The organism is Streptomyces sparsogenes (genome assembly GCF_001704635.1).
Classification (GTDB): Bacteria; Actinomycetota; Actinomycetes; order Streptomycetales; family Streptomycetaceae; genus Streptomyces; species Streptomyces sparsogenes.
Genome location: NZ_MAXF01000038.1, coordinates 109430 through 133457, shown reverse-complemented (window position 1 = coordinate 133457; position 24028 = coordinate 109430). Strand labels below are relative to the sequence as shown.

Here is a 24028-nt window from a genome sequence, read left to right as displayed (position 1 = left end):
ACTGTCAGCGCCCGATCTGATGTGTCGTCAGTAACATTCGGCTGCGACACTTGACGAGAGGGGATCTCGAGGTGTCCCACACGCATCGCCACGCCGCCCTCGGCCGTGGCGCAGCCCTCGCATTAGCCGCGGCCGTGGCCGGCTCGGCGGCACTCCTCAGCGCCCCGGCAGCGCGGGCCGCCACCGTGGACGTCGACTACAAGTGCAAGACGCCGATCGGTGACAAGAGCGCCGTCTCGCCCATCGACATCAAGGCCGTGAAGAGCGGCAGCGCGTACAAGCTCACCATGTCCTTCCAGAAGGGCGTCTCCTCCAGCCCGGTCGAGCTGGGCAAGGGCGCCATGCACCCGAGCGCGCTCATCAGGCTCGGCGGCGCGGAGACCGGCACCCTCCAGGTCTCCGGGCCCGCCAACGACCAGGCCATCCCCGCCAACACCCCGATAAAGATCAGCGATCTGTCGGGTACCTACACCCCGAAGAAGACCGGGAAGGTCACCTTCACCGCCTCGACCCTCACCATCAAGGCGCTGGGCACCACCACGACCTGCACCCCGGGCAACAACCCGGGACCCTCGCTGAGCCTGGACGTCACGGGCTCGGGCGGGACCAGCGGCTCGGGCGGCGCCGGCGGCTCGGGCGGTACGAGCGGATCCGGTACGAGCGGCACCAGCGGCGCGCAGACCTCCTCCGGCGGCAGCCTCCCGCAGACCGGACCCGCCGACTCCGCGATCGCCCTCGGCACCCTCGGCGCCACGGTGCTCCTCACCGGAGCGGCCGGAACCCTCTGGCTCACCCGCCGCCGGCGCCCGCGGGCCTGAGGCCCCGCGGATCCGAGGCCCCCGCACCAGGCCAGGGCCCTGCCCGTCGCCGCCCCGCGGCCACGCACGAGTACGAGCACCAGCCCCCGAGGAGCCGCCGATGCCGTCTCGTCTCCGCCCCCGTGGCGCCCGGCCGGCCGCCGTCGCGCCCGCCCTCGCCGCCGCGCTGCTCACCGCGCCCGCCCTGCTCACCGCGCCCGCCACGGCCGCCGGGCCGGACTGGACCGCGCGGCCCGCGGCCGGCGGCGCGGACGGGCCGGGCGCCGCCGGCCGGCCGTACTTCTACCTGGAGGGCGGGCCGGGCAGCGCGCTCCGGGACCGGCTCTCGATCGTCAACCGAGGCGACCGGCCCCGCACCGTACGGCTGCGCCCCACGGGCCCCTCCACCGGCCCTGACGCCCCGTCGGCGGCCCGGGGGAGCGGCGCGTGGATCGCGCTCGCCGCCGAGCGGGTCACGGTCCCCGCCCGCACCCGCGCCGACGTCCCCTTCACCCTCACCGTTCCGCCCGACGCCCCGCCCGGCGACCACCCCGGCGCCCTGGTCGTCACCGGCGGCGGCCGCGAGGTCCGGGTGCGGGTGCATCTGCGGGTCAGCGGGCCGGTGTTGGCCGCGCTGTCCGTCGAGGACGTGAAGGTGGTCAAGGCCGACCGCGGCGCCACCATCCACTACGCGCTCGTCAACCGCGGCAACACCGTGCTGACGCCCCGGCTGGCGGTGCGCGCCGACGGGCTGTTCGGCGAGGTGCTGCGCCGGGACGCCCGCCCGCTCCACGTCGAACTGGCACCGGGCCGCCGGGTGCGGCTGACCGAGAGGTGGCCGGGCGCGCCCGCCCTCGACTCGGTGGACGTCACCCTCACCGCGACCGCGGCGGGCGGCGCCCACGCGGCCGCCTCCGCCGGATACACCCCCGTGCCCCGGGGCGCCCTGGCCGGGGCCGCGGCGCTGGCGCTGGGCCTGACCGGGGCCGGGGGCGCCTGGCTGTGGCGGAGGCGACGCGGGAGGCGCGGCGCCCGGGACGGCGAGGCGGCCGCGGCCCCGACGCGAGAGGCAGGGGAAGCGCGGGAGGCACGGGAGGCGCGCGAGGCACGGAAGGCGCGCGAGGCACGGGAGCCGGCGGGCACGGGGTCAGGAGCCAGGACGTGACAGGCCGTACGGACGCCATCCCCACCCCCGCCGCGATCCCCGCCCCGGCCGCGATCCCCGCCGCCGACCCGCTCACCCGCGCGCCCCGCCGGCCCGGCACGCCCCGCCGGCCCGGCACGTCCCGCCGGCCCGGCGCGCTGCTGGCCGTGCTGGCCCTCCTCGTACTCGCCCTCGGCGCGGCGCCACCGACCCGGGCCGCCGCGGCCGAGGGGCCGAGCGCGACCGTGTCGAAGCACGAGGCGGGGGCCGGTGGCACGGTCACCGTGAGCGGCCGGGGCTGGCGGCCCCGCGCCCTGCTCATGCTGCTCATCTGCGGACAGAACATGATCGGCGGCACCAATTCCTGCGCCAACTCCGACGGCAGAGCGGTCACCACCGATCCGAAGGGCGCCTTCCGCAAGAAGCTGCCGGTCGCCGAGCCGCCCAAGCCGTGCCCGTGCGTCATCCATGTGGCGACCGTCACCGGTGAGGCCGCCTACGCCGATGTGCCGTTCCGGGTCGCGGGGCACCCCGTCGCGCCGCTGCTGAAGGAGGAGGGGACCGGGGGCGAGCGGCTGCGGGCGCTGTCCGCGCGGCTCGACGGCTCCAGCGGGCTGCTCACCTGGTTCGGCGCCCCGCCGCAGCGCCGCCTCGTGGTGACCGTCGCCAACCTCGGCTCCACCCCGGCCCGCGATCCGGTCTTCGAGGTCGGCGCCTCCCACGGCGTCTTCGCCCCCTCCTGGGAGGAGCACCAGTGGCGGGGGACCATACCGGCCGGGAAGAAGGCACAGGTCAAGCTGGACGTCGAGCTGTCGGCCGGGGCGCACGGCGACTATCGGGTGTCCCTCAGGTACGGCCGGAAGGTGCTGGTCGAACAGCCCTGGTCGGTGGGGCGGCCATGGGGCGTGACCCTCTTCTGGATCCTGCTGTGCGTGGTGGTCCCGGCGGCGGTGTTCCGCATCGGCATGGCCGTCGTGGACAAGGTGCGCCCGCGTACGACCGTGGTCGCGGGGCGCGGCGGCCGCCACCGCTCGGCACGGCTGTGGCCGCGGCGCGGCTCCCGCGCCCCCGGACCGCCGTCCGGGGCCCCGTCCCCGGCGGAGCGCGCCGGCGGCGGCGCGCTGCCGTGGTTCACCGCGGACACCCTGCCGCGCGCGCCGGGCACCGAGGCCCGACGGGCCGAACAGACGCACCACCGTTCCGCACCGTCCCAGGAGAACCGGGAGAGCCCGGGGAACCGACCGACCCCGAAAGGAACGACGTGAGTACGCAACGAAGAGTGAGCGCGGCAGCGGCCGCGCTGCTGCTCGGCGGTGCGGGCGTGCTGATGGGCGCGGGCACCGCACGGGCGGCCGAGGTCTCGTACGCGACCGAGTGTCTGCCACCGCCGATCTCCGGCCTGCCTCCGGTGGAGGGCACCACGACCGTCGAGGTCAAGGCCCCGGCGACGGCGAAGGTCGGCGACGAGGTCGAGGTGGTGTGGAAGACGGTGCAGGCCGCCTCCAAGAATCCGCCGATCCTCGACATCGAGGAGAACACCGTCAAGCCGACCGGCACCCTGACGGTGGGCGGCGCGCAGACGGGCGAGCTGGCCATGGAGGGGCCGCGGGAGAACCCGGCGATCCCCAAGGACAGTCCGATGAAACTGTCCGACATGACGGGCAGGCTCAAGCTGACGAAGGCGGGGGAGGTGACGCTGACCCCGGGCGGGTACGACATCAACGTCAGCAAGCCGCTGTCCACGGACACCAAGTGTTCGGCGAAGGAGCCGGTCAAGGCCGCGGCCACGATCAAGGTGACGGCCGACGGCGGCAACACCACCGGGGGCAACACCACCGGGGGCAGCACGACCGGCGGAAACACCACAGGTGGGAATACGACGGGTGGCAACACCACCGGCGGGAACACCACGGGCGGCAACACGACCGGTGGGAACACCACGGGCGGGAACACCACCGGCGGCGGCTCGGGAGGCGACTCGTACACCGGCAAGGAGGTCCAGGTCGCCTACGCCTGCAAGACCCCCATCGGCGACAAGAACGCCACCTCCCCCGTCCGCGTCGACGCCGTCAGACACGGCGGGAGCTTCGACCTGACCGTGAAGTTCGGCAAGTCCGTCATGGACAGCCCGGCCGACATCCCCGCGGACTCGGTCAAGCCGTCGATGGCCGTCAAGCTCGGCGGCGCGGACAAGGGCACGGTCGCCGTGGTGGGCCCGACCAACAAGGGGCCCATCAAGGCGGGCGCCCCGATCGAGATCCCTGACCTCACCGGCACCTACAAGCCCGGCGCGAGCGGCACGTCGACGCTCATCCCCGGGGTGCTCACGGTCAAGGCGCTCGGTACGACGACCACCTGCACCCCCGCCGGCGACACCCCGGCCTCGCTGGAGCTGGACACCACGGCCCAGTCCAGCGGCGCCTCGGGCGGCAGCGGCAGCGGCAGCGGCGGTGGCAGCGGTTCGGCCGGCACCACCGGCGCCGGCAGCGGTACGAGCGGCGGGCTGGCCGAGACCGGCGCGAGCGACCACGGCGGCCTCAAGGCGCTCGGCCTGGTGGCCGGCACCACCATCCTGGTCGGCGCCGCCGTCTTCACCCTCACCCCCTGGCGCAAGCTGCGCGGCACGCGCTGACCCACGGCGTACGCGAAGGGGCCCGGCGCCGATGACCGGAGTCATCGGCGCCGGGCCCCGCCGCGCCGTGCGACGAACGTCTCAGTACACGTCGGCTCAGTGCACGTCGTCTCAGTGCACGTCGGCCATCAGCCGGGTGACCTTCTTGCGGGACGCGTAGACCGCGACACCGGCCCCCACGGCCACCGCCGCCTCCAGCGCGATCATCCCCACACCGCTCAGGTCGACCCCCGCGATGGACAGCAGGCCCGTGACGCAGTCACCCGCGGTGACGGCCAGGAACCACACGCCCATCATCTGGCTCGCGTACTTCGCGGGCGCCATCTTGGTGGTGACCGACAGACCCACCGGCGACAGGCACAGCTCGCCCATGGTCTGGATCAGGTAGATCGACACCAGCCACATCGGGCTGACCGTCGTGCCGTCCGAGGCCATCCCCATCGGGACCACGAAGACGAAGAACGACGCGCCGATCAGGACCAGGGCCAGGGCGAACTTCACCACCGTGCCCGGCTCCCGCAGGCGCCGCGCCAGCGCCAGCCAGGCCCACGCGAACACCGGCGCCAGCGCCATCACCCACAGCGGGTTCACCGACTGGAACCAGGACGACGGGAAGTGCAGGCCGAAGACCGTGTCGGCGGTCTTGGTCTCGCCGAAGGCCGACATGGTCGAGCCGCCCTGGTCGTAGATCATCCAGAACACGGCCGCTGCCACGAAGAACCAGATGTAGCCGCTGACCTTGGTCTGCTCGACCGGGGTCAGCTCCTTGTCCCGCTTGATCCGGACCAGCACCCCGGTCGGGATGAGCAGCCCCAGGATCGTGATCGGCACCAGTGCCCAGTTCAGCGTCCAGGAGCCGCTGACCACGACCACGGAGTAGAAGACCGCGGCGACGACCAGCCAGATCAGGCCCTTGCGCAGCCAGGCGGCGCGCTCGGCGGCCACCAGCGGGGTGGGCACCACGCTGCTGCGCGGGCTCAGGTGGCGGGTGCCGATCAGGAACTGGGCCAGGCCCAGCGCCATGCCCAGGGCGGCGAGCGCGAAGCCCAGATGCCAGCTGTAGCTCTGCCCGATGGTGCCGATCACCAGCGGAGCCGCGAAGGCACCCAGGTTGATGCCCATGTAGAAGATCGTGAAGCCGCCGTCCCGGCGCGGGTCGGTGGGGCCGTCGTAGAGGTGGCCGACCATCGTGGAGATGTTGGCCTTCAGCAGGCCCGAGCCGAGGGCGACCAGCGCGAGGCCGGCGAAGAACGTGGCCTGGCCGGGCACGGCGAGCGCGAGGTGGCCGGCCATGATGACGCCGGCCGCGACGGCGACCGTCAAACGCGGTCGCCGAACCAGCCGCCCGGCATGGCGAGCAGATAGACCATCGCCAGGTACACCGAGTAGATGGCCACCGCGTTGCCCTGGGACATCGCCAGGCCGCCGCCCTGGCTGCCGGGCTTGGCGTCCGGGCCCCCGGCGATCAGGTAGAGCACGAGGAGCGCCCGCATGCCGTAGAAGCTGAAGCGCTCCCACATCTCGGTCATGAAAAGGGTGGCCAGGCCGCGGGGGTGGCCGAAGAAGGTCTTGCCGCCGGCAGGGGTCTCCCGCCCGGCCGCGTCCTTCGTCAGGCTGGACGCCATGGTGGTTCCTCGGGGTGTGGGGGGTGTCGGCCGCGCACCGGGCCGGTCGGCTGATGGCCGGCCACGGCCCCGGACACGACGAGGACCTTCGGCGCCGCGTCGCCGCGTCGCTGCCAAAGGTCCCGAAAAGATGCTACGGACTCCCTGTCACCATACGACACGCCATAGGGCGTGATGACCGGTTTGAGAGATAGCTCACGCGTGGCGTGTGCAACCTTTCGCGCTCCATCCGGACACCCGTGTGCGCCCCGTGCGTGAACCCGGTCGGACTACCATCACCCCATGACCCGAGTACTGCTCGCCGAGGATGACGCATCCATCTCGGAGCCGCTCGCCCGCGCCCTGCGCCGTGAGGGTTACGAGGTAGAGGTGCGGGAGGACGGACCGACCGCGCTCGACGCCGGGCTCCAAGGAGGCGTCGACCTGCTCGTCCTCGATCTGGGCCTGCCGGGCATGGACGGCCTGGAGGTCTGCCGCCGGCTGCGCACCGAGGGCCACGGCTTCCCCGTCCTGGTGCTCACCGCGCGCGCGGACGAGGTCGACACGGTGGTCGGCCTGGACGCGGGTGCCGACGACTACGTCACCAAGCCGTTCCGCCTCGCCGAGCTGCTGGCCCGGGTCCGGGCGCTGCTGCGGCGCGGCTCCGTCGAGACGCAGGCGCAGGCGCCGGCCACCCACGGGGTGCGGATCGACGTCGAGTCCCACCGCGCCTGGATGGGCGACGAGGAGCTTCAGCTGACCGCCAAGGAATTCGACCTGCTGCGGGTCCTGGTCCGGGACGCGGGCCGGGTGGTCACCCGCGACCAGCTGATGCGCGAGGTGTGGGACACCACCTGGTGGTCGTCGACCAAGACCCTCGACATGCACATCTCCTGGCTCCGCAAGAAGCTCGGCGACGACGCGGCCAACCCCCGGTACATCGCCACCGTGCGCGGGGTCGGGTTCCGGTTCGAGAAAAGCTGAGAAATTCCCAGCGTGACACGGTAGGGCTATGCGCCGTCGTTTGATCAACTCCACGCTCGCCGTGGTGCTCGTCGTCATCGCCGTCTTCGGCCTCTCACTGGTCCTCGTGGAGACCCGGACCATCGAGACGGGCGCCCAGGAGAGCGTCGACTCCGACGCGGTGCGCCTGGTCAGCATCGTCGACAGCAGGCTGCTGGGCGGCGAGGGGGTGACCCCCGCCGTGCTGCGCGAGCAGATCGAGCCGGGCCGCTACGCCGTGATCAGGATCCCGGGCCGCGACGCGGTCGAGATCGGCCGGCGGCCGAGCGGCGGCATCATCGTCTCCGAGGAGCGGGGCGACCAGGGCGAGACCGTCCGGGTGGAGGCGTCCCGCTCCACGGTCAGCCGGGAGATCGGCCGCACCATGCTGATCATCCTGGCGGTGGCGCTGCTCGCCGTGCTCGCGGCCGTCTTCCTGGCCGTACGCCAGGCACGCCGGCTCTCCGCCCCGCTCACCGACCTCGCCGAGACCGCCGAGCGCCTGGGCTCGGGCGACCCGCGCCCCCGCCACCGGCGCTACGGGGTGCCGGAGCTGGACCGGGTCGCCGATGTGCTCGACGCGAGCGCGGAGCGGATCGCCCGCATGCTCACCGCCGAGCGGCGGCTGGCGGCCGACGCCTCCCACCAGCTCCGTACGCCGCTGACCGCGCTGTCCATGCGGCTGGAGGAGATCACCCTCACCGACGACCCGGACACGGTCAAGGAGGAGGCCACCATCGCGCTGGCCCAGGTGGAGCGGCTCACCGACGTCGTCCAGCGCCTGCTGACCAACTCGCGGGACCCGCGGACCGGCTCCGCCGTCGCCTTCGACCTGGACGAGGTGGTCAAGCAGCAGATCGAGGAGTGGCGCCCGGCCACGCGCAGCGAGGGCCGCGCCATCGTGCGCTCCGGGAAGAAGCGGCTGCGGGCGGTCGGCACCCCCGGGGCCGTGGCCCAGGTGCTCGCCACACTGATCGAGAACTCGCTGATGCACGGTGACGGCACGGTCGCGCTACGCACCCGCGTCACCGGCAACCAGGCGGTGGTCGAGGTGTCCGACGAGGGCCCCGGGGTGCCGCCCGACCTGGGCGCGCGGGTCTTCGAGCGCACGGTCAGCGGGCGCAACTCCACGGGGCTCGGGCTGGCCGTCGCCCGTGATCTCGCGGAGGCGGACGGCGGCCGTCTGGAGCTGCTGCAGGGGAATCCGCCGGTCTTCGCGCTCTTCCTGAGCCGCGAGGCCGGTGAGGCCGACGCCGACGAGCCGACGGGGCCCTGAGCGGCCCCAGGGCTGAGCGGCCCCAGGGCTGAGCGGCCCCAGAACTGAGCGGCCCCAGGGCTGAGCGGCCCCGGGGGCTACTTCCGGACCGTCGTCCGGCCCTGGGCCGAAGGCGACCCGGAGAGGAAGGACTCGGCGGTCTCCACGGCCGCCCGGGCGGGCAGCGCGCGGAACACCCAGCTGCGGTAGGACCAGAACCGGAACAGCGTGGCGATGCCGATGCCGACGAACTTGAACACGTTGCTCTGCAGCTGGCTGTCCCAGCCGAACCCGTACGTCGCCGTGTACAGCACACCGTTCTCGATGATCAGCCCGATCGCGCTGAACAGCAGGAAGAGGGTCAGCTCCTTGGTGCGCCCCTGCCTGTCCCGGTCGCGGTAGGTGAAGTACCGGTAACCCAGGTAGTTGGTGAAGGTCGCGACGATGGTCGCCACCACACTGGCCCGCACCACGGGCAGTTCGGTGACGTGTCTGATCAGGTTGAAAACACCGAGGTTGACGAGGACGCCGGCCCCTCCGACGGCCCCGAACTTGGCGATCTCGCGGGCGAGTTGATCCACTCGTGCGCGCAGCCCGCCACTCGTGCGCTGTTCACTCATGGCGACTACTCAGCCCCGTCCGGTCGGCATCGACAACTCGATCCATGCTAACCAGCGGCCGGGGCGCCCGCCCCTCGGTGTCCCCAAACCGGCTGTTTCTCACCGCTCCCCCCGTTTCCGTCAGGCCCCCAGGGGCCCGCCCCCGCCCGCGCCCCCGCCCGCACCCCGGGTGCGCACCCGCAGCTCGAGGACCGCGGCCACCGCTTCCAGCCACCGCGCGACGGTCTCGTCCTCCGCCACGCCCCGCGCCCCTGGCGCGGCCGCCCCCAGCCAGTCCCGCGCCAGCGCGGCCGCCTCGCCCCCGGGCAGCGGCTCCGGCAGCTCCGCGGCCATCCGGGTGCCGCCGCGCCGTACCACCTCGCCCAGGTACGCGACCGAGCGCGGCAGCACCCCCAGCCGCTCCGCCGCGAGGGCGGCGGCGATCGCCCCGTCCCCGAAGAGGGCGGTGCGGTGGACGCCGCCGAACATCAGTCCGTAGCGGATCATGATGGGGACGTCGAGGGCGAGCAGCTCCTCGTCGGTCATGCTCTGGTGTGTCATGGGGATCACTTCGGCAGGCTGTATTCGTAGGCTTCCGGCAGGCGCCTGTCGGACGCCTTGTCCATGTGGTTGTTGACGAAGTCGTCCTCGCTGACCCAGGTGGTGTACCCCCAAGGGTTGTACACCTGGAGCTTGTCGCCCTCGTGGCCGACGATCATCATCGCGTGGCCCACCGGCACCTTCTCGCCGTGCACCGTGTCGAACCCCTGGACGCCGACCGGGACGGGCTTGCCCTCGTCCACCGCCTGCTCGATCAGCGGCAGCGCATGCCGCCGGGACTCGGGTGTGCGCACTTCGCGCTGCTCGTAGGCGGCGCCGGTGTGCGGCGCGATCTCGTCGTTGATGACCTCGTGCTTGCCGGTCAGGTCCATGCCGCCGTCAGGGAGCAGCCCGCCGCCGCCCTCCTTGTGGACACGGATCTGCTCCTTGAGGAGCCGCTTCCCGAACGCGGTGGGGTTGTCGTAGGCGGGGTCGCCCGGGTGTCCGCCGGTGGTCAGCCGCAGCGTGTAGACGGGGTCGACCAGGGCGCGGGCGGCGACGGTGGACGAGGACACGCAGGTGCCGTTGTTGCCCTGGGTCCAGTCCGCCCCCTTGGCGCCGGGGACCTCGAACTCGGACGCCGAGTCGACGCCGACCCGGGTGTCCCCGCTGGTGTGGAACGGGGCGAGGTGCTCGCGCAGCCAGGTGGCGTCCCGGCCGTGGATGTCGTCGCCGAAGGTCCGCAGCGTCTTGATGTCGTACCCCGCGGCCAGGGCCTTCAGCAGATACGCCCCCTCCTGCGGGGACTTGGCCTCGGAGACCAGCCGGTCGAACTCGGCCCGGTCCTTCGCGCTCAGCTTGTCCCGGAACTGCGCGGAGCGCTGCAGGTCGTTGGTGGTCAGGATCTCGTTGAGGTCCGCGGGGCCGCCCGGCGCGGCGGCGTCGGCGATGACCAGCCGGTCGGCGTCGGTCAGGCCGCCCGCGGTGACCTTCCGGGTCCGGGCCTGCGCGGCCAGCTTGTTGAGCTTCGCCGCCGCCTTCTTCCCGCCCTCCTTGGCCCGGTCGTCCGCCTCGATCATGTAGGTGATGCCGTCGAGGACGGCCTTCTTGGCTTCCAGGAGCTGGTCGCGGTCGCCGAAGGGGCCGCACAGCGACTGGGCGTAGTCCAGCGCGACGCGCGCGTACTCGTCCGTCGCCTGCGCCGCTCCGATATCTATGGCCAACTGCCGCAGCACCGGTTCGGCCTCCCGGAGCCTCTCGGCGGTCTCGTCGGTGGTGCGCGAGGCGGCGCCCACGACCTCGCTCGCCTTCTCCCCGGCCGTGCCCACCCACACCGCGGGCAGCCCGTCCTTCGCCACCTTCGCCAGGTCGCCCCGCGCCGATTCCAGGAACGCCGCGGCCTTCTTGTAGTTGTCCGCGACGCCGTCGATGTGGTCCGGGTCGCCGATGGGCGCCGGGAAATCCCGTGCCTTGGCGATCGCGTCGGACAGGTCCGAGCAGAACCCGAAGGACGCGAAGACCTTGTCCTCGAGCTTCAGGGCTTGCACATGCTTGTGCAGGGTGTCCAGCTTCTGACGCTTGGTCTGGTCCTGCGACGTGTGCTGCGCCGTGTGGTGCTGCCCGGCCATGTGCGCCTTGCCCCTCAGGAGTTCTGCGAGTAGCGGTCGATGGCGCTGAAGTCGCTCTTTCTGCCCAGGTCGGTTCCGCGATAGGCCTGGGAACTGACCCCGACCTTCTTCTGCAGCTCGCGCACCGCGCCCTCGAGGGTCTCGCACTCGGCGGTCCAGGCGTCCGAGAACTCGGTGAAGGCGGGCCCGGCGTACTCGCCGAAGTGCGCGAGCGAGGAGACCACTCCGAGTGCCCCGAACCCGAAGATCCCGCCGCCCTCGCCGCCCTTCTCCAGCAGCCCCTTGGCCGCCTGGATGTCATCGGCGGCGAGCCCCAGGCGATCCGCCTGGCTGAGCGCGCCGCCGTGCTGGATGCCGAGGACCTTGTCCTGTCCCATAGCGACTCCCCCGAGGAAACGGACGCGGCAGGTCCGCGTCAAATACGGCTGATCCTAACCACCTGGGCCGCTGCCGGAACAGGCAGGTCACGGGTGTCGTCGCGGCGTCAGCGCACGACCACCCGGTAGGTGATGGTGCGGGGGAGGTTGGGGGAGTAGCCCCCGGCGGAGGTGTCCGTGCCGAAGGAGTTGGCGAACACGATCCGGGTGTCTCCGGCCTTGAGGGCCTCGAAGGTGAAGTACTTGGTGTGGCCCCCGCCGACCAGTTCCTTCTCCCGCGCGGTCTGGTACGAGCTTTCGCCGACCTTGCGCAGCACGGCCGCGGACGGGCGTGGCCTGCCCAGGCTCCAGTCGGCGCGCGCGGAGACGTTCTGCCGGAGGGCGATCGAGAAGCGTTCGCCGCGCTTCACGGTGATCGGGCCCTCGGTACGGTCCCGGACCGAGGTGTCGTTCGGGTCCTTGTGCACCGTGCCGAGACCGGCGGGGGTCGGATCGGAGGCCGGGGACGAGGACGGCGTTGAGGTGGGGGACGACGACGAGCCCTCGGACTCGGCGGGCGAGCCCTGGCCGGACTCACAGCCCGCGGCGCCCAGCGCGAGGCCGGTCAGGAGCAGGGCGAAGGTGTGGCGGGTGAGGGCGCTCATGGTCACTTCGGGAGGTAGACGGAGTAGGCGGTCGGGTAGTAGCCGTTGTTGGTGTAGCCCATCCTGTTGTTGACGAAGTCGTCCTCGCTGATCCACGTGGTGGTGCCCCACGGGTTGTAGACCTGGAGCCGGTCGCCCTCGTGTCCGACGATCATCATGGCGTGGCGGCCGGTGCCGCCCTCGACGTCGACCGGAACGGGCACGCCGTTGTCGAGGTTCCTCTCGATGTCGACCAGGGACGCCTGCCGCTCCGCGGCGTTGCCCAGCTTCCGTTCGGCGTAGTCGCCGCCGGTGTGGCCGCCCACCTCCACGTCGTTGATGTGCTGCTGGCCGTAGGGGTTCATACCGCCGTCGGGAAGGGGGTCGCCGCCGCCCTCCGCGTGGACGCGGTTCTGCTCCTTCTTGAGGCGGTCGGCGAAGGCGGGGGGGTTGTCGTACTTGGGTTCGTCGGGGTGGCCGCCGGTCGTGAGGCGGAAGGCGTACAGGGGATCGACCATCGCCCGGGCGTTGACGGTGGACGAGGCGACACACGTCCCGTCCGGGCCCTGGTCCCACTTGGCGCCCTGGTAGTTCACGTAGTTGGTGCCGGGCTCGGTGCTCTGGATGACGACGGGGGTGAGGCGGTCGCTCAGCCACTGCGGGGACCGGCCGTGGATCTGCTGGGCGAAGTGGTCGATCTCCTTCAGGTCGTGCCCCGCGGCCAGCGCCTTCATCAGATACGCCCGCTCCTGCGGGGACTTGGCGGCGGACAGCAGCCGGTCGAACTCCGCCTTGTCGTGCGCGCTCATCTTGTCCATGAACTCGGAGGACCGCTTGAGTTCGTTGGCGGTGAGGATCTCGTTGAGGTCGGCGGGGCCGCCGGGGGCGGCGGCGTCGGCGAGGACCAGCCGGTCGGCGTCGGTCAGGCCGCTCGCGGTCACCTTCCGGGCGCGGGCCTCGGACGCCAGCTTGGTGAGCGCCTTCCGGGCCTCGACACCGGCCGCCTTGGCGTGGCCCGCGGCCTCGCCCATGTAGGAGACGCCGTCCAGGATGGCCGTCTTCGCCCGGCGCAACTCGTCGGCGGGCATGAAGAAGTCGCCGTTGTTGAGGATCGACGCCGCCACGTCGAGCGCGGAGACCCCGAAGTCATGCTTCGACTGGGCCTCGCGGATGCCCTCGGACAGGGCCCGCAGGGCGGGGATGGCCTCCTGGAACTTCTGGGCCATCTGGTCGGCGGAGTACGAGGCGGCCTTGATGACCTCGCTCGCCTTCGCCCCCGCGGTGCCCACCCACACCGAGGGCAGCCCGTCCTTGGCGACCTTCCCCAGATCGCCCTGGGCCCGGTCCACGATCGCGGCCGCCTCCCGGTAGCGGCCCGCGACCCCGTCGATGTGGTCCGGGTTGCCGTGCGGGGCCGAGAACTCCCGCGCCTCGGTGATCGCGTCGGCCAGGGCGGTACGGACCTTCATCGGGTCCTCGAACGAATGGGCCTCCACCTGGATGGCCTGGACCCGCTTGTGCAGCTTGTTCAGCCCGTCCTGGTTGTCGGTGTACATGTGCCTGAGCCTGCGCGTCGTCATACGGCCTCCCCCTAGGACGCGCGCGGCAGGTCCCCGTCAAACCGTGCCCGGCAGGTCCGTGTCAAATGCACGGAGATCATAACGTTCTGTAGGAACATCCAAGAGATCCCTCCAGGTCAGGCCCCTCACCAGGTGCCCCGGGGGCCGCCCGGCCGGGAAGCTACTCTGGGGGGCGTGACATTTCCGGTAGTCGGCATGGTCGGCGGCGGCCAGCTCGCCCGCATGACCCACGAGGCGGGCATCCCCCTCGGTATCAGGTTCAAGCTGCTCAGTGACACCCGCCAGGACTCGGCGGCCCAGGTGGTCAGCGACGTCGTCGTGGGCGACTACCGTGACCTGGAGACCCTTCGTGCGTTCGCACAAGGCTGTGATGTGGTCACCTTCGACCACGAACACGTCCCGGCCGAGCACCTGCGCGCCCTGGAGGCGGACGGTGTCGTCATCCGCCCCGGCGTCGAGGCGCTGCTGCACGCCCAGGACAAGGGCGTGATGCGGGACCGGCTGACCTCGCTCGACGTGCCCTGCCCCCGCCACCGCATCGTGGCCGACCCCGCCGACGTCGAGCGGTTCGCCGCCGAAGGGCTGGGCGGGGCGGCGGGAGAAAACACAGGCTTCCCCGTCGTCCTCAAGACGGTCCGCGGTGGCTACGACGGCAAGGGCGTGTGGGTCGTCCGCGACGCCGAGGAGGCGGCCGAGCCCTTCCGCGCCGGGGTGCCCGTGCTCGCCGAGGAGAAGGTCGACTTCGCCCGCGAGCTCGCCGCCAATGTCGTACGGTCCCCGCACGGCCAGGCCGTCGCCTACCCCGTCGTCGAGTCGATCCAGGTGGACGGCGTCTGCGACACCGTGATCGCCCCGGCCCCCGGGCTCTCCGAGGAGCTGTCCGGCCAGGCCCAGGAGATGGCGCTGAAGATCGCGGCGGAGCTCGGGGTCGTCGGCCACCTCGCGGTCGAGCTCTTCGAGACCCGGGACGGCCGGCTGCTGGTCAACGAGCTGGCCATGCGCCCCCACAACTCCGGCCACTGGACCCAGGACGGCGCGGTCACCTCCCAGTTCGCCAACCATGTGCGCGCCGTGCTCGACCTGCCGCTCGGCGACCCGCGCCCGCGCGCCACCTGGACCGTGATGACCAACGTCCTCGGCGGCGACTTCCCCGAGATGTACCCCGCGTACCTGCACTGCATGGCCCGCGACCCCGCCCTGAAGATCCACATGTACGGCAAGGACGTGAAGCCGGGCCGCAAGGTCGGCCACGTCAACACCTACGGCGACGACCTGGACGACGTGCGCGAGCGCGGCCGCCACGCCGCCGACTACCTCCGAGGGACCATCACCGAATGAGCAGCCCCAGCGCCCCCGTCGTCGGCATCGTCATGGGCTCCGACTCCGACTGGCCCGTGATGGAGGAGGCGGCGAAGGCCCTCGACGAGTTCGAGATCCCGTACGAGGTGGACGTCGTCTCGGCCCACCGCATGCCGCGCGAGATGGTCGCGTACGGCGAGAACGCGGCCCCCCGCGGCCTCAAGGCGATCATCGCGGGCGCCGGCGGCGCCGCCCACCTCCCGGGCATGCTGGCCTCCGTCACCCCGCTGCCGGTGATCGGCGTGCCGGTCCCGCTGAAGTACCTGGACGGCATGGACTCCCTGCTGTCGATCGTCCAGATGCCCGCGGGTGTCCCCGTGGCCACCGTCTCCGTCGGCGGCGCCCGCAACGCCGGGCTGCTCGCCGCCCGCATCCTCGCCGCCCACGACCCGGAACTGCTCACCCGGATGCGCGAGTTCCAGGACGAGCTGAACGAGCAGGCGACCCAGAAGGGCAAGCGGCTGCGCGCCAAGGTGGACGGCGCCGGGTCGTTCGGCTTCGCCAAGTAGCGGGGGCGTACGTGACGCGGGCCGGGCCGCGTAAGAGGATGGGGGGATGACCGACCGACTCGCGCAAGCCCGTGACCTGCTGGCCGCCCACCCCGTCGTCGACGGCCACAACGACCTCCCCTGGGCCCTGCGGGAGCAGGTCCGCTACGACCTCCACCGGCGCGACATCGCCCTCGACCAGCGCGCCCACCTGCACACCGACATCCCGCGGCTGCGGGCCGGCGGGGTGGGCGCGCAGTTCTGGTCTGTCTACGTCCCCTCGCACCTCAGCGGCGACACGGCGGTCAGCGCCACCCTCGAGCAGATGGACGTCGTACGGCGGCTGGCCGACCGCTACCCCTCCGATCTGCGGCTCGCCCACACCGCCGAGGACATGGAGGCGGCCCGCGCCGAGGGCCGGATCGCCTCCCTCATGGGCGCGGAGGGCGGCCACAGCATCAACTGCTCGCTCGCCACCCTGCGCGCGCTGTACGACCTCGGCGTGCGCTACATGACGCTCACCCACAACGACAACGTCCCCTGGGCGGACTCGGCGACCGACGAGCCCCGGGCCCACGGCCTCACCCGCTTCGGCGAGGAGGTCGTCCGGGAGATGAACCGGCTGGGCATGCTCGTCGACCTCTCCCACGTCTCCGCCGACACCATGCGGGACGCGCTGCGGGTCACCGACGCCCCCGTCGTCTTCTCCCACTCCTCCTCGCGCGCCGTGTGCGACCACCCGCGCAACATCCCCGACGACGTACTGGAGCGGCTCCCCGCCAACGGCGGTGTCGCGATGGTCACCTTCGTCCCGAAATTCGTCCTCCCGGAGGCCGTGGCCTGGACCCGGGCGGCGGAGGACAACCTCCGCGCCCACGGCCTGGAGCCGCTGGCGACCACGCCCGAGGCCCTCAAGGTCCACCAGGCGTACGAGGAGGCCAACCCCCGCCCCGTGGCCACCGCCGCCACCGTCGCCGACCACCTCGACCACATGCGCGAGGTGGCCGGCATCGACCACCTCGGCATCGGCGGCGACTTCGACGGCACCCCCTTCACCCCCGCCGACCTCGCCGACGTGGCCGGTTACCCGCACCTGATCGCGGAGCTGCTGGAGCGCCGCTGGTCCGAGGCCGACCTGGCCAAGCTGACCTGGCAGAACGCGGTGCGGGTGGTACGCGACGCGGAAGCGGTGGCGCGGGACCTGAGGGCCCACCGGGGGCCTTCCCTCGCGACGATCGAAGAGCTGGACGTGCCTGGGGACGCCTGAGGCCGCAGGGGCCCGGCCTTACTGGCGAATCAGACAGAAGGGGTGCCCGGCGGGGTCGGCGTAGACGCGGAAGTCCCGCTTCCCGCCCTCGTCGTCGGTGTCCAGGGCCCGGGCCCCCAGCGCCAGAACCTTCTCCTCCGCCTCCTCGATGTCGCAGGTGACGGTCAGATCGAGGTGGAGCTGCTGCGAGGAGTCCGCGCTCGGCCAGTCCGGCGGCACCATGCCGGGTGCCTCCTGGAACGCCAGCCGGACGCCGCCCTGGGCCCCGATCAGGTCGACCCACCGCTCGCCCTCGCCCTTGATCTCGCCACCGATGACCCCTTGGTAGAAGCGGGCGAGCGCGGTCGGGTCCGGGGCGTCGAGCACGACGACGTTCAGAAAGGCGACGGACATGGGCTCCTCCGTGGGCTGATCGGCAGAAGACGAGTGCCATACAGGTTGACGGAAGGAGCCGCCGCAAACCTGGGAAGGCCACACCGCGGCAGCCGGCAGCCGCCGGTCAGGTCGCGCGGTCGGGCCGATGGGGCCGGCCGGCCGGCCGGTCAGGCGGTGGGCCGGCCCAGCGCCCGGTACGTCCAGCCCGCCTCGCGCCACCGCTCCGGGTCCAGCGCGTTGCGCCCGTCGAGGATCCGGCGCTCCGCGACCGCCTCGCCCAGCGCGGCCGGGTCCAGCTCGCGGAACTCGGCCCACTCGGTCAGGTGCAGCACGGCGTGCGCGCCCCGCGCCGCCTCCAGCGCGCTCGGCGCGTAGGCGAGGGTCGGGAAGAGGGCGCGCGCGTTGTCCATCCCCTTGGGGTCGAAGACGGTGACCTGGGCGCCCTGGAGGTGGATCTGGCCCGCGACGTTGAGCGCGGGGGAGTCCCGTACGTCGTCCGAATCCGGCTTGAAGGTCGCCCCCAGCACCGCGACCCGCTTGCCGAGGAAGCTGCCACCGACCGCGTTGCGGGCCAGCTCGACCATGTGGCCGCGGCGCCGCATGTTGATGGAGTCCACCTCGCGCAGGAAGGTCAGCGCCTGGTCCGCGCCCAGCTCCCCGGCGCGCGCCATGAAGGCCCGGATGTCCTTGGGCAGGCAGCCGCCGCCGAAGCCGATCCCGGCCCGCAGGAACTTCTTCCCGATCCGCTCGTCGTAGCCGATGGCCTCGGCCAGCTTGACCACGTCGCCGCCCGCCGCCTCGCAGACCTCGGCCATCGCGTTGATGAACGAGATCTTCGTCGCGAGGAAGGAGTTCGCCGCGGTCTTCACCAGCTCGGCCGTCGGATAGTCGGTCACCACGAACGGCGAGCCCTCCGCGAGCGGGGTCCCGTACACCGTGCGCAGCAGCTTCTCGGCCCGCTCGCTGGTCACCCCGACCACGATGCGGTCCGGGTGCAGGGTGTCCTGCACGGCGAAGCCCTCGCGCAGGAACTCCGGGTTCCAGGCCAGCTCGGCGTCCACCCCCACCGGGGCCAGCTCCGCCAGCCGGGCCGCGAGCCGCGCCGCGCTGCCGACCGGGACGGTGGACTTGCCCACGACCAGGACCGGGCGGGTCAGATGCGGGGCCAGCGAGTCCACGGCGGCGTCCACGTAACTCATGTCACACGCGTACTCGCCGTGTTTCTGCGGAGTGTTCACACAGATGAAGTGGATGTCGCCGAACTCGCCGGCCTCCTCGTACGAGGTGGTGAAGCGCAGCCGCCCCGTCGAGCCCTCGAACCCCGCGACATGCCGCCGCAGCAGCTCCTCCAGACCCGGCTCGTACATCGGCACCCGGCCGGCCGAGAGCATCTCGATCTTCTCGGGCACGACATCAAGACCCAGCACCTCGAAGCCGAGCTCGGCCATGGCCGCGGCGTGCGTGGCGCCCAGGTAGCCGGTGCCGATCACGGTGATCTTGAGGGCCATGCGTGCTCCAGAAGGCGTTCGGGCGGATGCGGGCATGAGCATAGCCGCGCCCGCGCCGCGGAGCCGATCCCGCGCCTCCTCCGCGCGCACGGCTGTCGCCAAAGTCACCTGTACCAGGTCCGGACGGCGCTCTAGAATTCAGTTACTTAACGGTAGTTAGCACTCTTGGGGAGTGAGACGATCTTGGCGGGATCCATGGACTTCGACCTGTACCGGCCGCTGGAGGAGCACGACATGCTCCGCGAATCGGTGCGCGCCCTCGCCGAGGCGAAGATCGCCCCCCATGCCGCGGAGGTCGACGAGGAGGGCCGCTTCCCCCAGGAGGCGCTGGACGCACTGGTCGCCAACGACCTGCACGCCGTCCACGTCCCCGAGTCGTACGGCGGCGCGGGCGCGGACGCCCTCGCGACGGTCATCGTCATCGAGGAGGTCGCCCGCGTCTGCGCCTCCTCCTCGCTGATCCCCGCCGTCAACAAGCTGGGCTCCCTCCCGGTGATCCTCTCCGGCTCCGAGGAGCTGAAGAAGAAGTACCTGGCCCCGCTGGCCAAGGGCGACGCGATGTTCTCCTACTGCCTGAGCGAGCCCGACGCCGGCTCGGACGCGGCCGGCATGAAGACCAGGGCCGTGCGCGACGGCGACGCCTACGTCCTCAACGGCGTCAAGCGCTGGATCACCAACGCCGGGGTCTCCGAGTACTACACCGTCATGGCCGTGACCGACCCGGAGAAGCGCTCGAAGGGCATATCCGCCTTCGTCGTCGAGAAGTCCGACCCGGGCGTGTCCTTCGGCGCCCCCGAGAAGAAGCTCGGCATCAAGGGCTCCCCGACCCGCGAGGTCTACCTCGACAACGTCCGCATCCCCGCCGACCGCATGATCGGCCCCGAGGGCACCGGCTTCGCCACCGCCATGAAGACCCTCGACCACACCCGCATCACCATCGCCGCCCAGGCCCTCGGCATCGCGCAGGGCGCCCTCGACTACGCCAAGGGCTATGTCCAGGAGCGCAAGCAGTTCGGCAAGCCCATCGCCGACTTCCAGGGCGTCCAGTTCATGCTCGCCGACATGGCCATGAAACTCGAAGCCGCCCGCCAGCTCACGTACGCGGCCGCGGCCAAGTCCGAGCGCACCGACTCCGACCTCACCTTCTTCGGCGCCGCCGCCAAGTGCTACGCCTCCGACGCCGCCATGGAGATCACCACCGACGCGGTCCAACTCCTCGGCGGCTACGGCTACACCCGCGACTACCCGGTCGAGCGGATGATGCGGGACGCCAAGATCACCCAGATTTACGAAGGCACGAACCAAGTACAGCGGATCGTGATGGCAAGGAACCTTCCTTAGCAGGGTTTTTGCAGGTCAGGAGCTATTTCGAAGGCCCGGAAGGACGTCCTTGGCTTTCTACCCGTTGCGGCCTGATCAGGGCCGTTCCTGGGCGTCATGCTGGGGGAATCCTGGGCAGATGCCGGGCTGAAAACGGCCTCTGACCTGCACAAACAACACAGCCCCCGGCGCGACAAGCGGCCAGAACCGTTCAGGGACACGAAGCCCTTCCTCGCACTGCTCTAGGCAAACCAAACAGGCCCCGTCCATCCGGACGGGGCCTTTCGTTGTTTCGACTACGCGACTGGGCAGGCCGCTCCAGGAAGCGCACGATTCGGGGAGCACGTCACTACTGTCAGGGATAGATACGAGGGACGTTCCAGGTAGAAGCCGTACGACACATCAGCACCCGTGCACAGTTGTTCGGCAGCAGTGTCCACCAGTCCGGCCAGGCGGGTAGTGTCTCGGTCCCTCTCAGATGCGAACCGGGCCGCGTACTCGGCCAGCCGCTCATCGAGCCATGAGGCGGCCTCCTTCGCCTCCACCCACGTGCCGCGAACCAAGGAACGGGGCTTGATCAGCCAGTACGCCGTTTCAAGGGGCGGCAGGTCAACCGTCGGGAACTCCGTCGCGACCTCCCGATAGCGCTGGATCAGTTCTGGCCTGCTTCCTGCCGGTGGTGGCTCAGGATGCGGAGGTCGCCGAAGAGCCTCATTGTCGAAACGCTCTTTCGGGCCAGCCCATAGATAGCCGTGGTGGTGCACCAGTCGTTCCCGTTCGAGAGGTGCCAGCCGGGCCGGACCCAGGGACGGGGGATGGACCCGGCCCGACTGACGGGAGAGGAGGATCAGACGTTCAGGCCGAAGCGCGCCGGGTCGATCCCGGCCGCGTCCAGCTCCTCCGTGGTGAACCGCAGCGGCTGCGCGTCCGGTCGCTTGCTGTCACCGAGCGCCCAGAGGCCGTCACCGATCTGGGCCAGGGTCACACACCCCTCCGTACAGGGGCCGCCGCACGCCTTCACGAACGAGGCCCCGCTGATGTCGAGCGCGTACAGGTCGGTTCCGATCTGCATCACTGCACCTTCCTGCTAACTGATCACGGCCATGGCTGGCCGTCGCCGCCTGAACGGGCGGGAGTCAAAGGGGGGAGAGCCGCGCTTCAGCGATTGGAACGCTTGCCGGACTCGGCGCACCGCGCGCACTCGCATGGCGGCCACGCGGAAGACATAAGAGGTGCCAGATCCTCGCTCGCGGACACTGCCTGCTCGGGCTCCCACGATCGCCCGGAGTCACGGGAAACGCGCATCGTCAACAGCGGCCGGTCAGCGAAGAGCCGCTGCGCCGCTCCCTTGCGCGTCACGCGTGTACCTCAGCTTGGTGGCGACGGAGTTTCACGTTGCCGTCTGAAACCCCGCTGTAGTCCCCTGCGGATCGCGCGTTCTCGCGAGCGACCGACAGCGAGAGGCACGCACAGCAACCAGGCTTTGGAGACGGCTCGCTTGTCCCCTCCATCAGACTGATTGCCGATGCGGTCGATGCTGGATCACAAGTGTTCTCGTCGCTCCCCATGGAGCCATCTTCGGCTGGCCGGGGGCGCGCCTCTAGCCTGTTTCCTGTTCCCGCAAGAAGTCGTTGCGGATGTCTTCGAGTAGGCTCCGCATTCTGTCCCCCGCCAGAGCTACGGCTGCGAACCCATTGAACTTATCTACGTACAGTCCAACGTCTCTGGGGTCCGTAACGACCACTTCAGCGTGCACGGTCTCTATCGTCACCATGTGGTCATCCCGGATGACGAACGCGTGATTGGCGATGTCGTGTTGCTGAATTGCCAGCGGCACCACCCGAACATCCACGTGAGGCAAGCGTGATATGGAGGCGATGCGGTCGAGCTGCGCCGCCAGCATCTGCGGCGGGACGGTTCTCCACCTCAGCACTGGTTCTGTGATGACGAACTGAAGTGATTTCGTGCTGTCGTAGAGAACCGCTTGCCGTTCAAGCCTTCCGTTGATCGTGCGCGTGAGGGCGTCTTCACTCAGGTTGTGCCGTTTCAGAACAGCGCGGATGTACTCCGGGGTTTGGAGCAGGCCGGGGACCAGTGCCGGTTGAAAGAGCCGCAGCGTCGACATCTGGGCTTCCAGGGCCTTGGCGGCTTGCTGCCCCTTGTGGACGCCAATGCGCTTCAGCAGCCGCCACGCTGTCGCTTCGGTCGCCGATGCGCGGGCGGCCTCCGTGTACTCGGCCTTGACCTCATTCGAGACGCCGATGGCGGTCAGGATGCGTTCAACATCCGTGGCGCTTGGTGCGAGCTTGGCATTCTCGATCTTGGACAGCTTGGACGGCGACATGAGGGCGCTGCGGGCCACTGCCTTGGCCTCTTTCCCGGATGCCACTCGCAGCGCCCGCAGCGCGGCCCCAAGCTGTGCTCTGTTCACGCCCCGTACTTGGCCCACCATTCGGTGAATGGTTCCGCGTGAGTGAGTGCCGTGTCGCGATACCTGGTGAACTCCGCCACCCGTTCCGGCTCCAGTATTTCCGAGCTCAGGTACTTTCCTGCCCCGTCGTAGTTCATCACGGCCACGGACTCGGAATCGAAGCACCAGAAGTCCGGGACGCCGGTCAGGGGATTGGGTTTATCGGTGACGTCGAGGATGAAGAACTCTTCGCCCCCGGTCATGTTCTTCCGGTAGCCCCACCCGAGCTCGAAGCAAAGATAGTCCGTGAGTGGTCGCGACAGAATGTGCACCCGATAGACCCGCTTACCGTTCTCGGTGTGCGATCGGAGTTCCTCCACCCACCCGGCGTTGTAGTCCTCCGGCTGCGGCTCCCCGGCCAAGTAGGCGTGATACGCGTCGACGCTCCCGGACTTGCTGTAGTCGTTCAGGGTTTCCAGACGGAAAGCCTCCCGCTGGAAGGAGTCGAAGAGGCCGCCGAGGGTCTTAGATGAGCTTGTCACGGATGGCCTTCTGGAGCAGTTCCATCGGGATCTCGACCAGGGTTTCATGAGCGGGGATCTGAAGCCCGTGGTCCGTTGGCGTCTCGCCCTGCACCAAGAAGGTGCCGCGATCCGTCGCGTAGATCGTCGGGCAGTCCTTGATGTCGCACGTGCTGACCAGCTTGGTGACCTTCATGGTCTGGGTTCCTCTCCCATGCCGCTGTCAGTGCCTCGCGTCTGGGTTGATGCTCCCGAGGGCCGGGCGCGCGGGTCAAGCGATCACGGTTGACGGAACGGGAAACTGCGGGACGTCCTCCAAGCTGCTCGTCTGTTGCCGTCTCAGTCTCGGCTTCAAGGCGGCTGGAGGTGACTGCGCAGACTGTCGTGATGGCGCGCAACCTGCGTAGTCCCCCGGAGAGACGCCGACGGAACCAGCCGCCCTCACCTCTCGTCGAAGCGCCACATTGATGCCGAAACGACGCGTGGGGGGCGGCCATGGGCGGAGTGCGCGTGGGGGTGCTGGTGTTGACGCTGGCGCTGGGCGGGGTGGCGTGTGGTGGGGGAGGGGGCCCGTCGGAGGAGGAGGCCCCGAGCCAGAAGCCGCTGAAGGCGCGGGAGAGGGAGGGGGAGCGCTGGGAGGAGGGGCCGAGGCATCCGAAGGTGCAGGTGGCGTATCCGTACGACATGTACGGCCACTGCGGTATCACCTGGGCGACCTTCGGCGGCAGGACCTGGAAGATCTCCGGAGTCGGCCCCGCCATCAGCAGGCGGGTCGAGGGCGACGCCCCGGACGGGTCCCAGACCTTGGCGGGCTATATGACGTTGCTGTCGAAGGACGAGGCGGTGTTCGAGGCGGCGGGCTTCCCGCCGGTGTACTTCACGGTGACGAAGGAGACCCCGCCCGTGTGCGACTGACCCGGTGAGGGGTGGGGCCGCTTCCGGTCGGCGCGGCCGGCCGCCCGTCCGGGCCGCAGGACGCTTCGGTCCGGGCCGAAGCGT

General features: G+C 70.9%; 24 protein-coding genes and 1 pseudogene. 11 read left to right on the top strand and 14 right to left on the bottom strand.

All coding sequences use genetic code 11. The features are described from left to right. Positions 1 to 71 precede the first annotated feature (71 nt). From BBH68_RS08590 to BBH68_RS08575, 4 genes are all read left to right on the top strand, one after another. Complete coding sequence (locus BBH68_RS08590) at positions 72 to 818, top strand: LPXTG cell wall anchor domain-containing protein (protein WP_065960344.1); 747 nt, start codon at positions 72 to 74, stop codon at positions 816 to 818. A gap of 100 nt (positions 819 to 918) precedes the next feature. Next, complete coding sequence (locus BBH68_RS08585) at positions 919 to 1962, top strand: COG1470 family protein (RefSeq protein ID WP_065960342.1); 1044 nt, start codon at positions 919 to 921, stop codon at positions 1960 to 1962. A gap of 53 nt (positions 1963 to 2015) precedes the next feature. Further along, positions 2016 to 3206 carry a hypothetical protein gene (locus BBH68_RS08580; RefSeq protein WP_079150889.1) on the top strand — a complete coding sequence of 397 codons (1191 nt, stop codon included), beginning with the start codon at positions 2016 to 2018 and terminating at the stop codon, positions 3204 to 3206. Between the two features lie 14 nt (positions 3207 to 3220). Beyond that, positions 3221 to 4573, top strand: a complete 1353-nt coding sequence (locus tag BBH68_RS08575) for a hypothetical protein (protein ID WP_065960339.1) — start codon at positions 3221 to 3223, stop codon at positions 4571 to 4573. Between the two features lie 111 nt (positions 4574 to 4684). On the opposite strand, the pseudogene BBH68_RS08570 reads toward BBH68_RS08575, so the two are convergent. After that, a pseudogene (locus BBH68_RS08570) lies at positions 4685 to 6198 on the bottom strand (peptide MFS transporter). 282 nt (positions 6199 to 6480) lie between these two features. Between BBH68_RS08570 and BBH68_RS08565 the strand changes: the two are divergent. Together BBH68_RS08565 and BBH68_RS08560 are read left to right on the top strand one after the other, a co-directional pair. After that, positions 6481 to 7161, top strand: a complete 681-nt coding sequence (locus tag BBH68_RS08565; protein WP_065960337.1) for a response regulator transcription factor — start codon at positions 6481 to 6483, stop codon at positions 7159 to 7161. A gap of 28 nt (positions 7162 to 7189) precedes the next feature. Then, a complete protein-coding gene (locus BBH68_RS08560) occupies positions 7190 to 8455 on the top strand; it encodes an ATP-binding protein (protein WP_065960334.1) in 1266 nt (421 codons plus the stop codon). A 77-nt stretch (positions 8456 to 8532) separates the two neighbouring features. On the opposite strand, the gene BBH68_RS08555 is transcribed toward BBH68_RS08560, so the two are convergent. The 6 genes from BBH68_RS08555 to BBH68_RS08530 all read right to left on the bottom strand — a co-directional run bounded on the left by BBH68_RS08555 (position 8533) and on the right by BBH68_RS08530 (position 13781). Then, positions 8533 to 9054, bottom strand: coding sequence for a GtrA family protein (locus tag BBH68_RS08555; RefSeq protein ID WP_065960332.1), 522 nt, complete (start codon positions 9052 to 9054; stop codon positions 8533 to 8535). A gap of 120 nt (positions 9055 to 9174) precedes the next feature. Continuing rightward, the gene (locus BBH68_RS08550) at positions 9175 to 9594 is read right to left on the bottom strand and encodes a hypothetical protein (protein ID WP_065960330.1); all 420 of its coding nucleotides are present in this window, start codon (positions 9592 to 9594) and stop codon (positions 9175 to 9177) included. 5 nt (positions 9595 to 9599) lie between these two features. After that, positions 9600 to 11201 (bottom strand): hypothetical protein, encoded by a 1602-nt coding sequence (locus BBH68_RS08545; RefSeq protein WP_065960328.1) that lies wholly within the window; start codon positions 11199 to 11201, stop codon positions 9600 to 9602. 14 nt (positions 11202 to 11215) lie between these two features. After that, the gene (locus tag BBH68_RS08540; RefSeq protein WP_065960326.1) at positions 11216 to 11578 is read right to left on the bottom strand and encodes a hypothetical protein; all 363 of its coding nucleotides are present in this window, start codon (positions 11576 to 11578) and stop codon (positions 11216 to 11218) included. 107 nt (positions 11579 to 11685) lie between these two features. Further along, positions 11686 to 12222: a protease inhibitor I42 family protein gene (locus BBH68_RS08535; protein ID WP_065960324.1), complete on the bottom strand. Its 537-nt coding sequence runs from the start codon at positions 12220 to 12222 to the stop codon at positions 11686 to 11688. A gap of 2 nt (positions 12223 to 12224) precedes the next feature. After that, on the bottom strand, positions 12225 to 13781 hold the full coding sequence (locus BBH68_RS08530; protein WP_141712971.1) for a WXG100 family type VII secretion target: 1557 nt from the start codon (positions 13779 to 13781) through the stop codon (positions 12225 to 12227). 195 nt (positions 13782 to 13976) lie between these two features. On the opposite strand from BBH68_RS08530, the gene BBH68_RS08525 reads away from it, so the two are divergent. From BBH68_RS08525 to BBH68_RS08515, 3 genes are read left to right on the top strand one after another with little or no spacing between them, the layout of a single operon-like run. After that, on the top strand, positions 13977 to 15119 hold the full coding sequence (locus BBH68_RS08525; RefSeq protein ID WP_065960320.1) for a 5-(carboxyamino)imidazole ribonucleotide synthase: 1143 nt from the start codon (positions 13977 to 13979) through the stop codon (positions 15117 to 15119). Beyond that, positions 15116 to 15649: a 5-(carboxyamino)imidazole ribonucleotide mutase gene (gene purE / locus BBH68_RS08520; RefSeq protein WP_065960318.1), complete on the top strand. Its 534-nt coding sequence runs from the start codon at positions 15116 to 15118 to the stop codon at positions 15647 to 15649. Before BBH68_RS08525 ends, purE begins: the two co-directional genes overlap by 4 nt. Positions 15650 to 15695: 46 nt before the next feature. Continuing rightward, positions 15696 to 16895: a dipeptidase gene (locus tag BBH68_RS08515; protein WP_065960316.1), complete on the top strand. Its 1200-nt coding sequence runs from the start codon at positions 15696 to 15698 to the stop codon at positions 16893 to 16895. An 18-nt stretch (positions 16896 to 16913) separates the two neighbouring features. On the opposite strand, the gene BBH68_RS08510 is transcribed toward BBH68_RS08515, so the two are convergent. Together BBH68_RS08510 and BBH68_RS08505 are read right to left on the bottom strand one after the other, a co-directional pair. Then, positions 16914 to 17288, bottom strand: coding sequence for a VOC family protein (locus BBH68_RS08510; protein WP_065960314.1), 375 nt, complete (start codon positions 17286 to 17288; stop codon positions 16914 to 16916). A 149-nt stretch (positions 17289 to 17437) separates the two neighbouring features. Then, on the bottom strand, positions 17438 to 18778 hold the full coding sequence (locus tag BBH68_RS08505; protein ID WP_065960313.1) for a UDP-glucose dehydrogenase family protein: 1341 nt from the start codon (positions 18776 to 18778) through the stop codon (positions 17438 to 17440). Positions 18779 to 18961: 183 nt separating this feature from the next. Here BBH68_RS08505 and BBH68_RS08500 point away from each other — a divergent pair, with 183 nt between their 5' ends. Next, the gene (locus tag BBH68_RS08500) at positions 18962 to 20119 is read left to right on the top strand and encodes an acyl-CoA dehydrogenase (protein ID WP_065960311.1); all 1158 of its coding nucleotides are present in this window, start codon (positions 18962 to 18964) and stop codon (positions 20117 to 20119) included. A gap of 275 nt (positions 20120 to 20394) precedes the next feature. On the opposite strand, the gene BBH68_RS42975 is transcribed toward BBH68_RS08500, so the two are convergent. The 5 genes from BBH68_RS42975 to BBH68_RS08480 form a co-directional block, all read right to left on the bottom strand. Next, positions 20395 to 20862, bottom strand: coding sequence for a hypothetical protein (locus tag BBH68_RS42975; RefSeq protein ID WP_076972181.1), 468 nt, complete (start codon positions 20860 to 20862; stop codon positions 20395 to 20397). An 83-nt stretch (positions 20863 to 20945) separates the two neighbouring features. Beyond that, complete coding sequence (locus tag BBH68_RS08495) at positions 20946 to 21170, bottom strand: DUF397 domain-containing protein (protein WP_065960310.1); 225 nt, start codon at positions 21168 to 21170, stop codon at positions 20946 to 20948. A gap of 528 nt (positions 21171 to 21698) precedes the next feature. Then, positions 21699 to 22529, bottom strand: coding sequence for a helix-turn-helix domain-containing protein (locus BBH68_RS08490; protein WP_065960585.1), 831 nt, complete (start codon positions 22527 to 22529; stop codon positions 21699 to 21701). Next, on the bottom strand, positions 22526 to 23050 hold the full coding sequence (locus BBH68_RS08485) for a DUF6879 family protein (protein ID WP_065960308.1): 525 nt from the start codon (positions 23048 to 23050) through the stop codon (positions 22526 to 22528). The genes BBH68_RS08490 and BBH68_RS08485 overlap by 4 nt, the downstream gene beginning before the upstream one ends. Beyond that, a complete protein-coding gene (locus BBH68_RS08480; protein WP_065960306.1) occupies positions 23034 to 23225 on the bottom strand; it encodes a hypothetical protein in 192 nt (63 codons plus the stop codon). Before BBH68_RS08480 ends, BBH68_RS08485 begins: the two co-directional genes overlap by 17 nt. A gap of 299 nt (positions 23226 to 23524) precedes the next feature. Here BBH68_RS08480 and BBH68_RS08475 point away from each other — a divergent pair, with 299 nt between their 5' ends. Beyond that, positions 23525 to 23944, top strand: a complete 420-nt coding sequence (locus BBH68_RS08475; RefSeq protein ID WP_141712970.1) for a hypothetical protein — start codon at positions 23525 to 23527, stop codon at positions 23942 to 23944. Positions 23945 to 24028 lie beyond the last annotated feature (84 nt).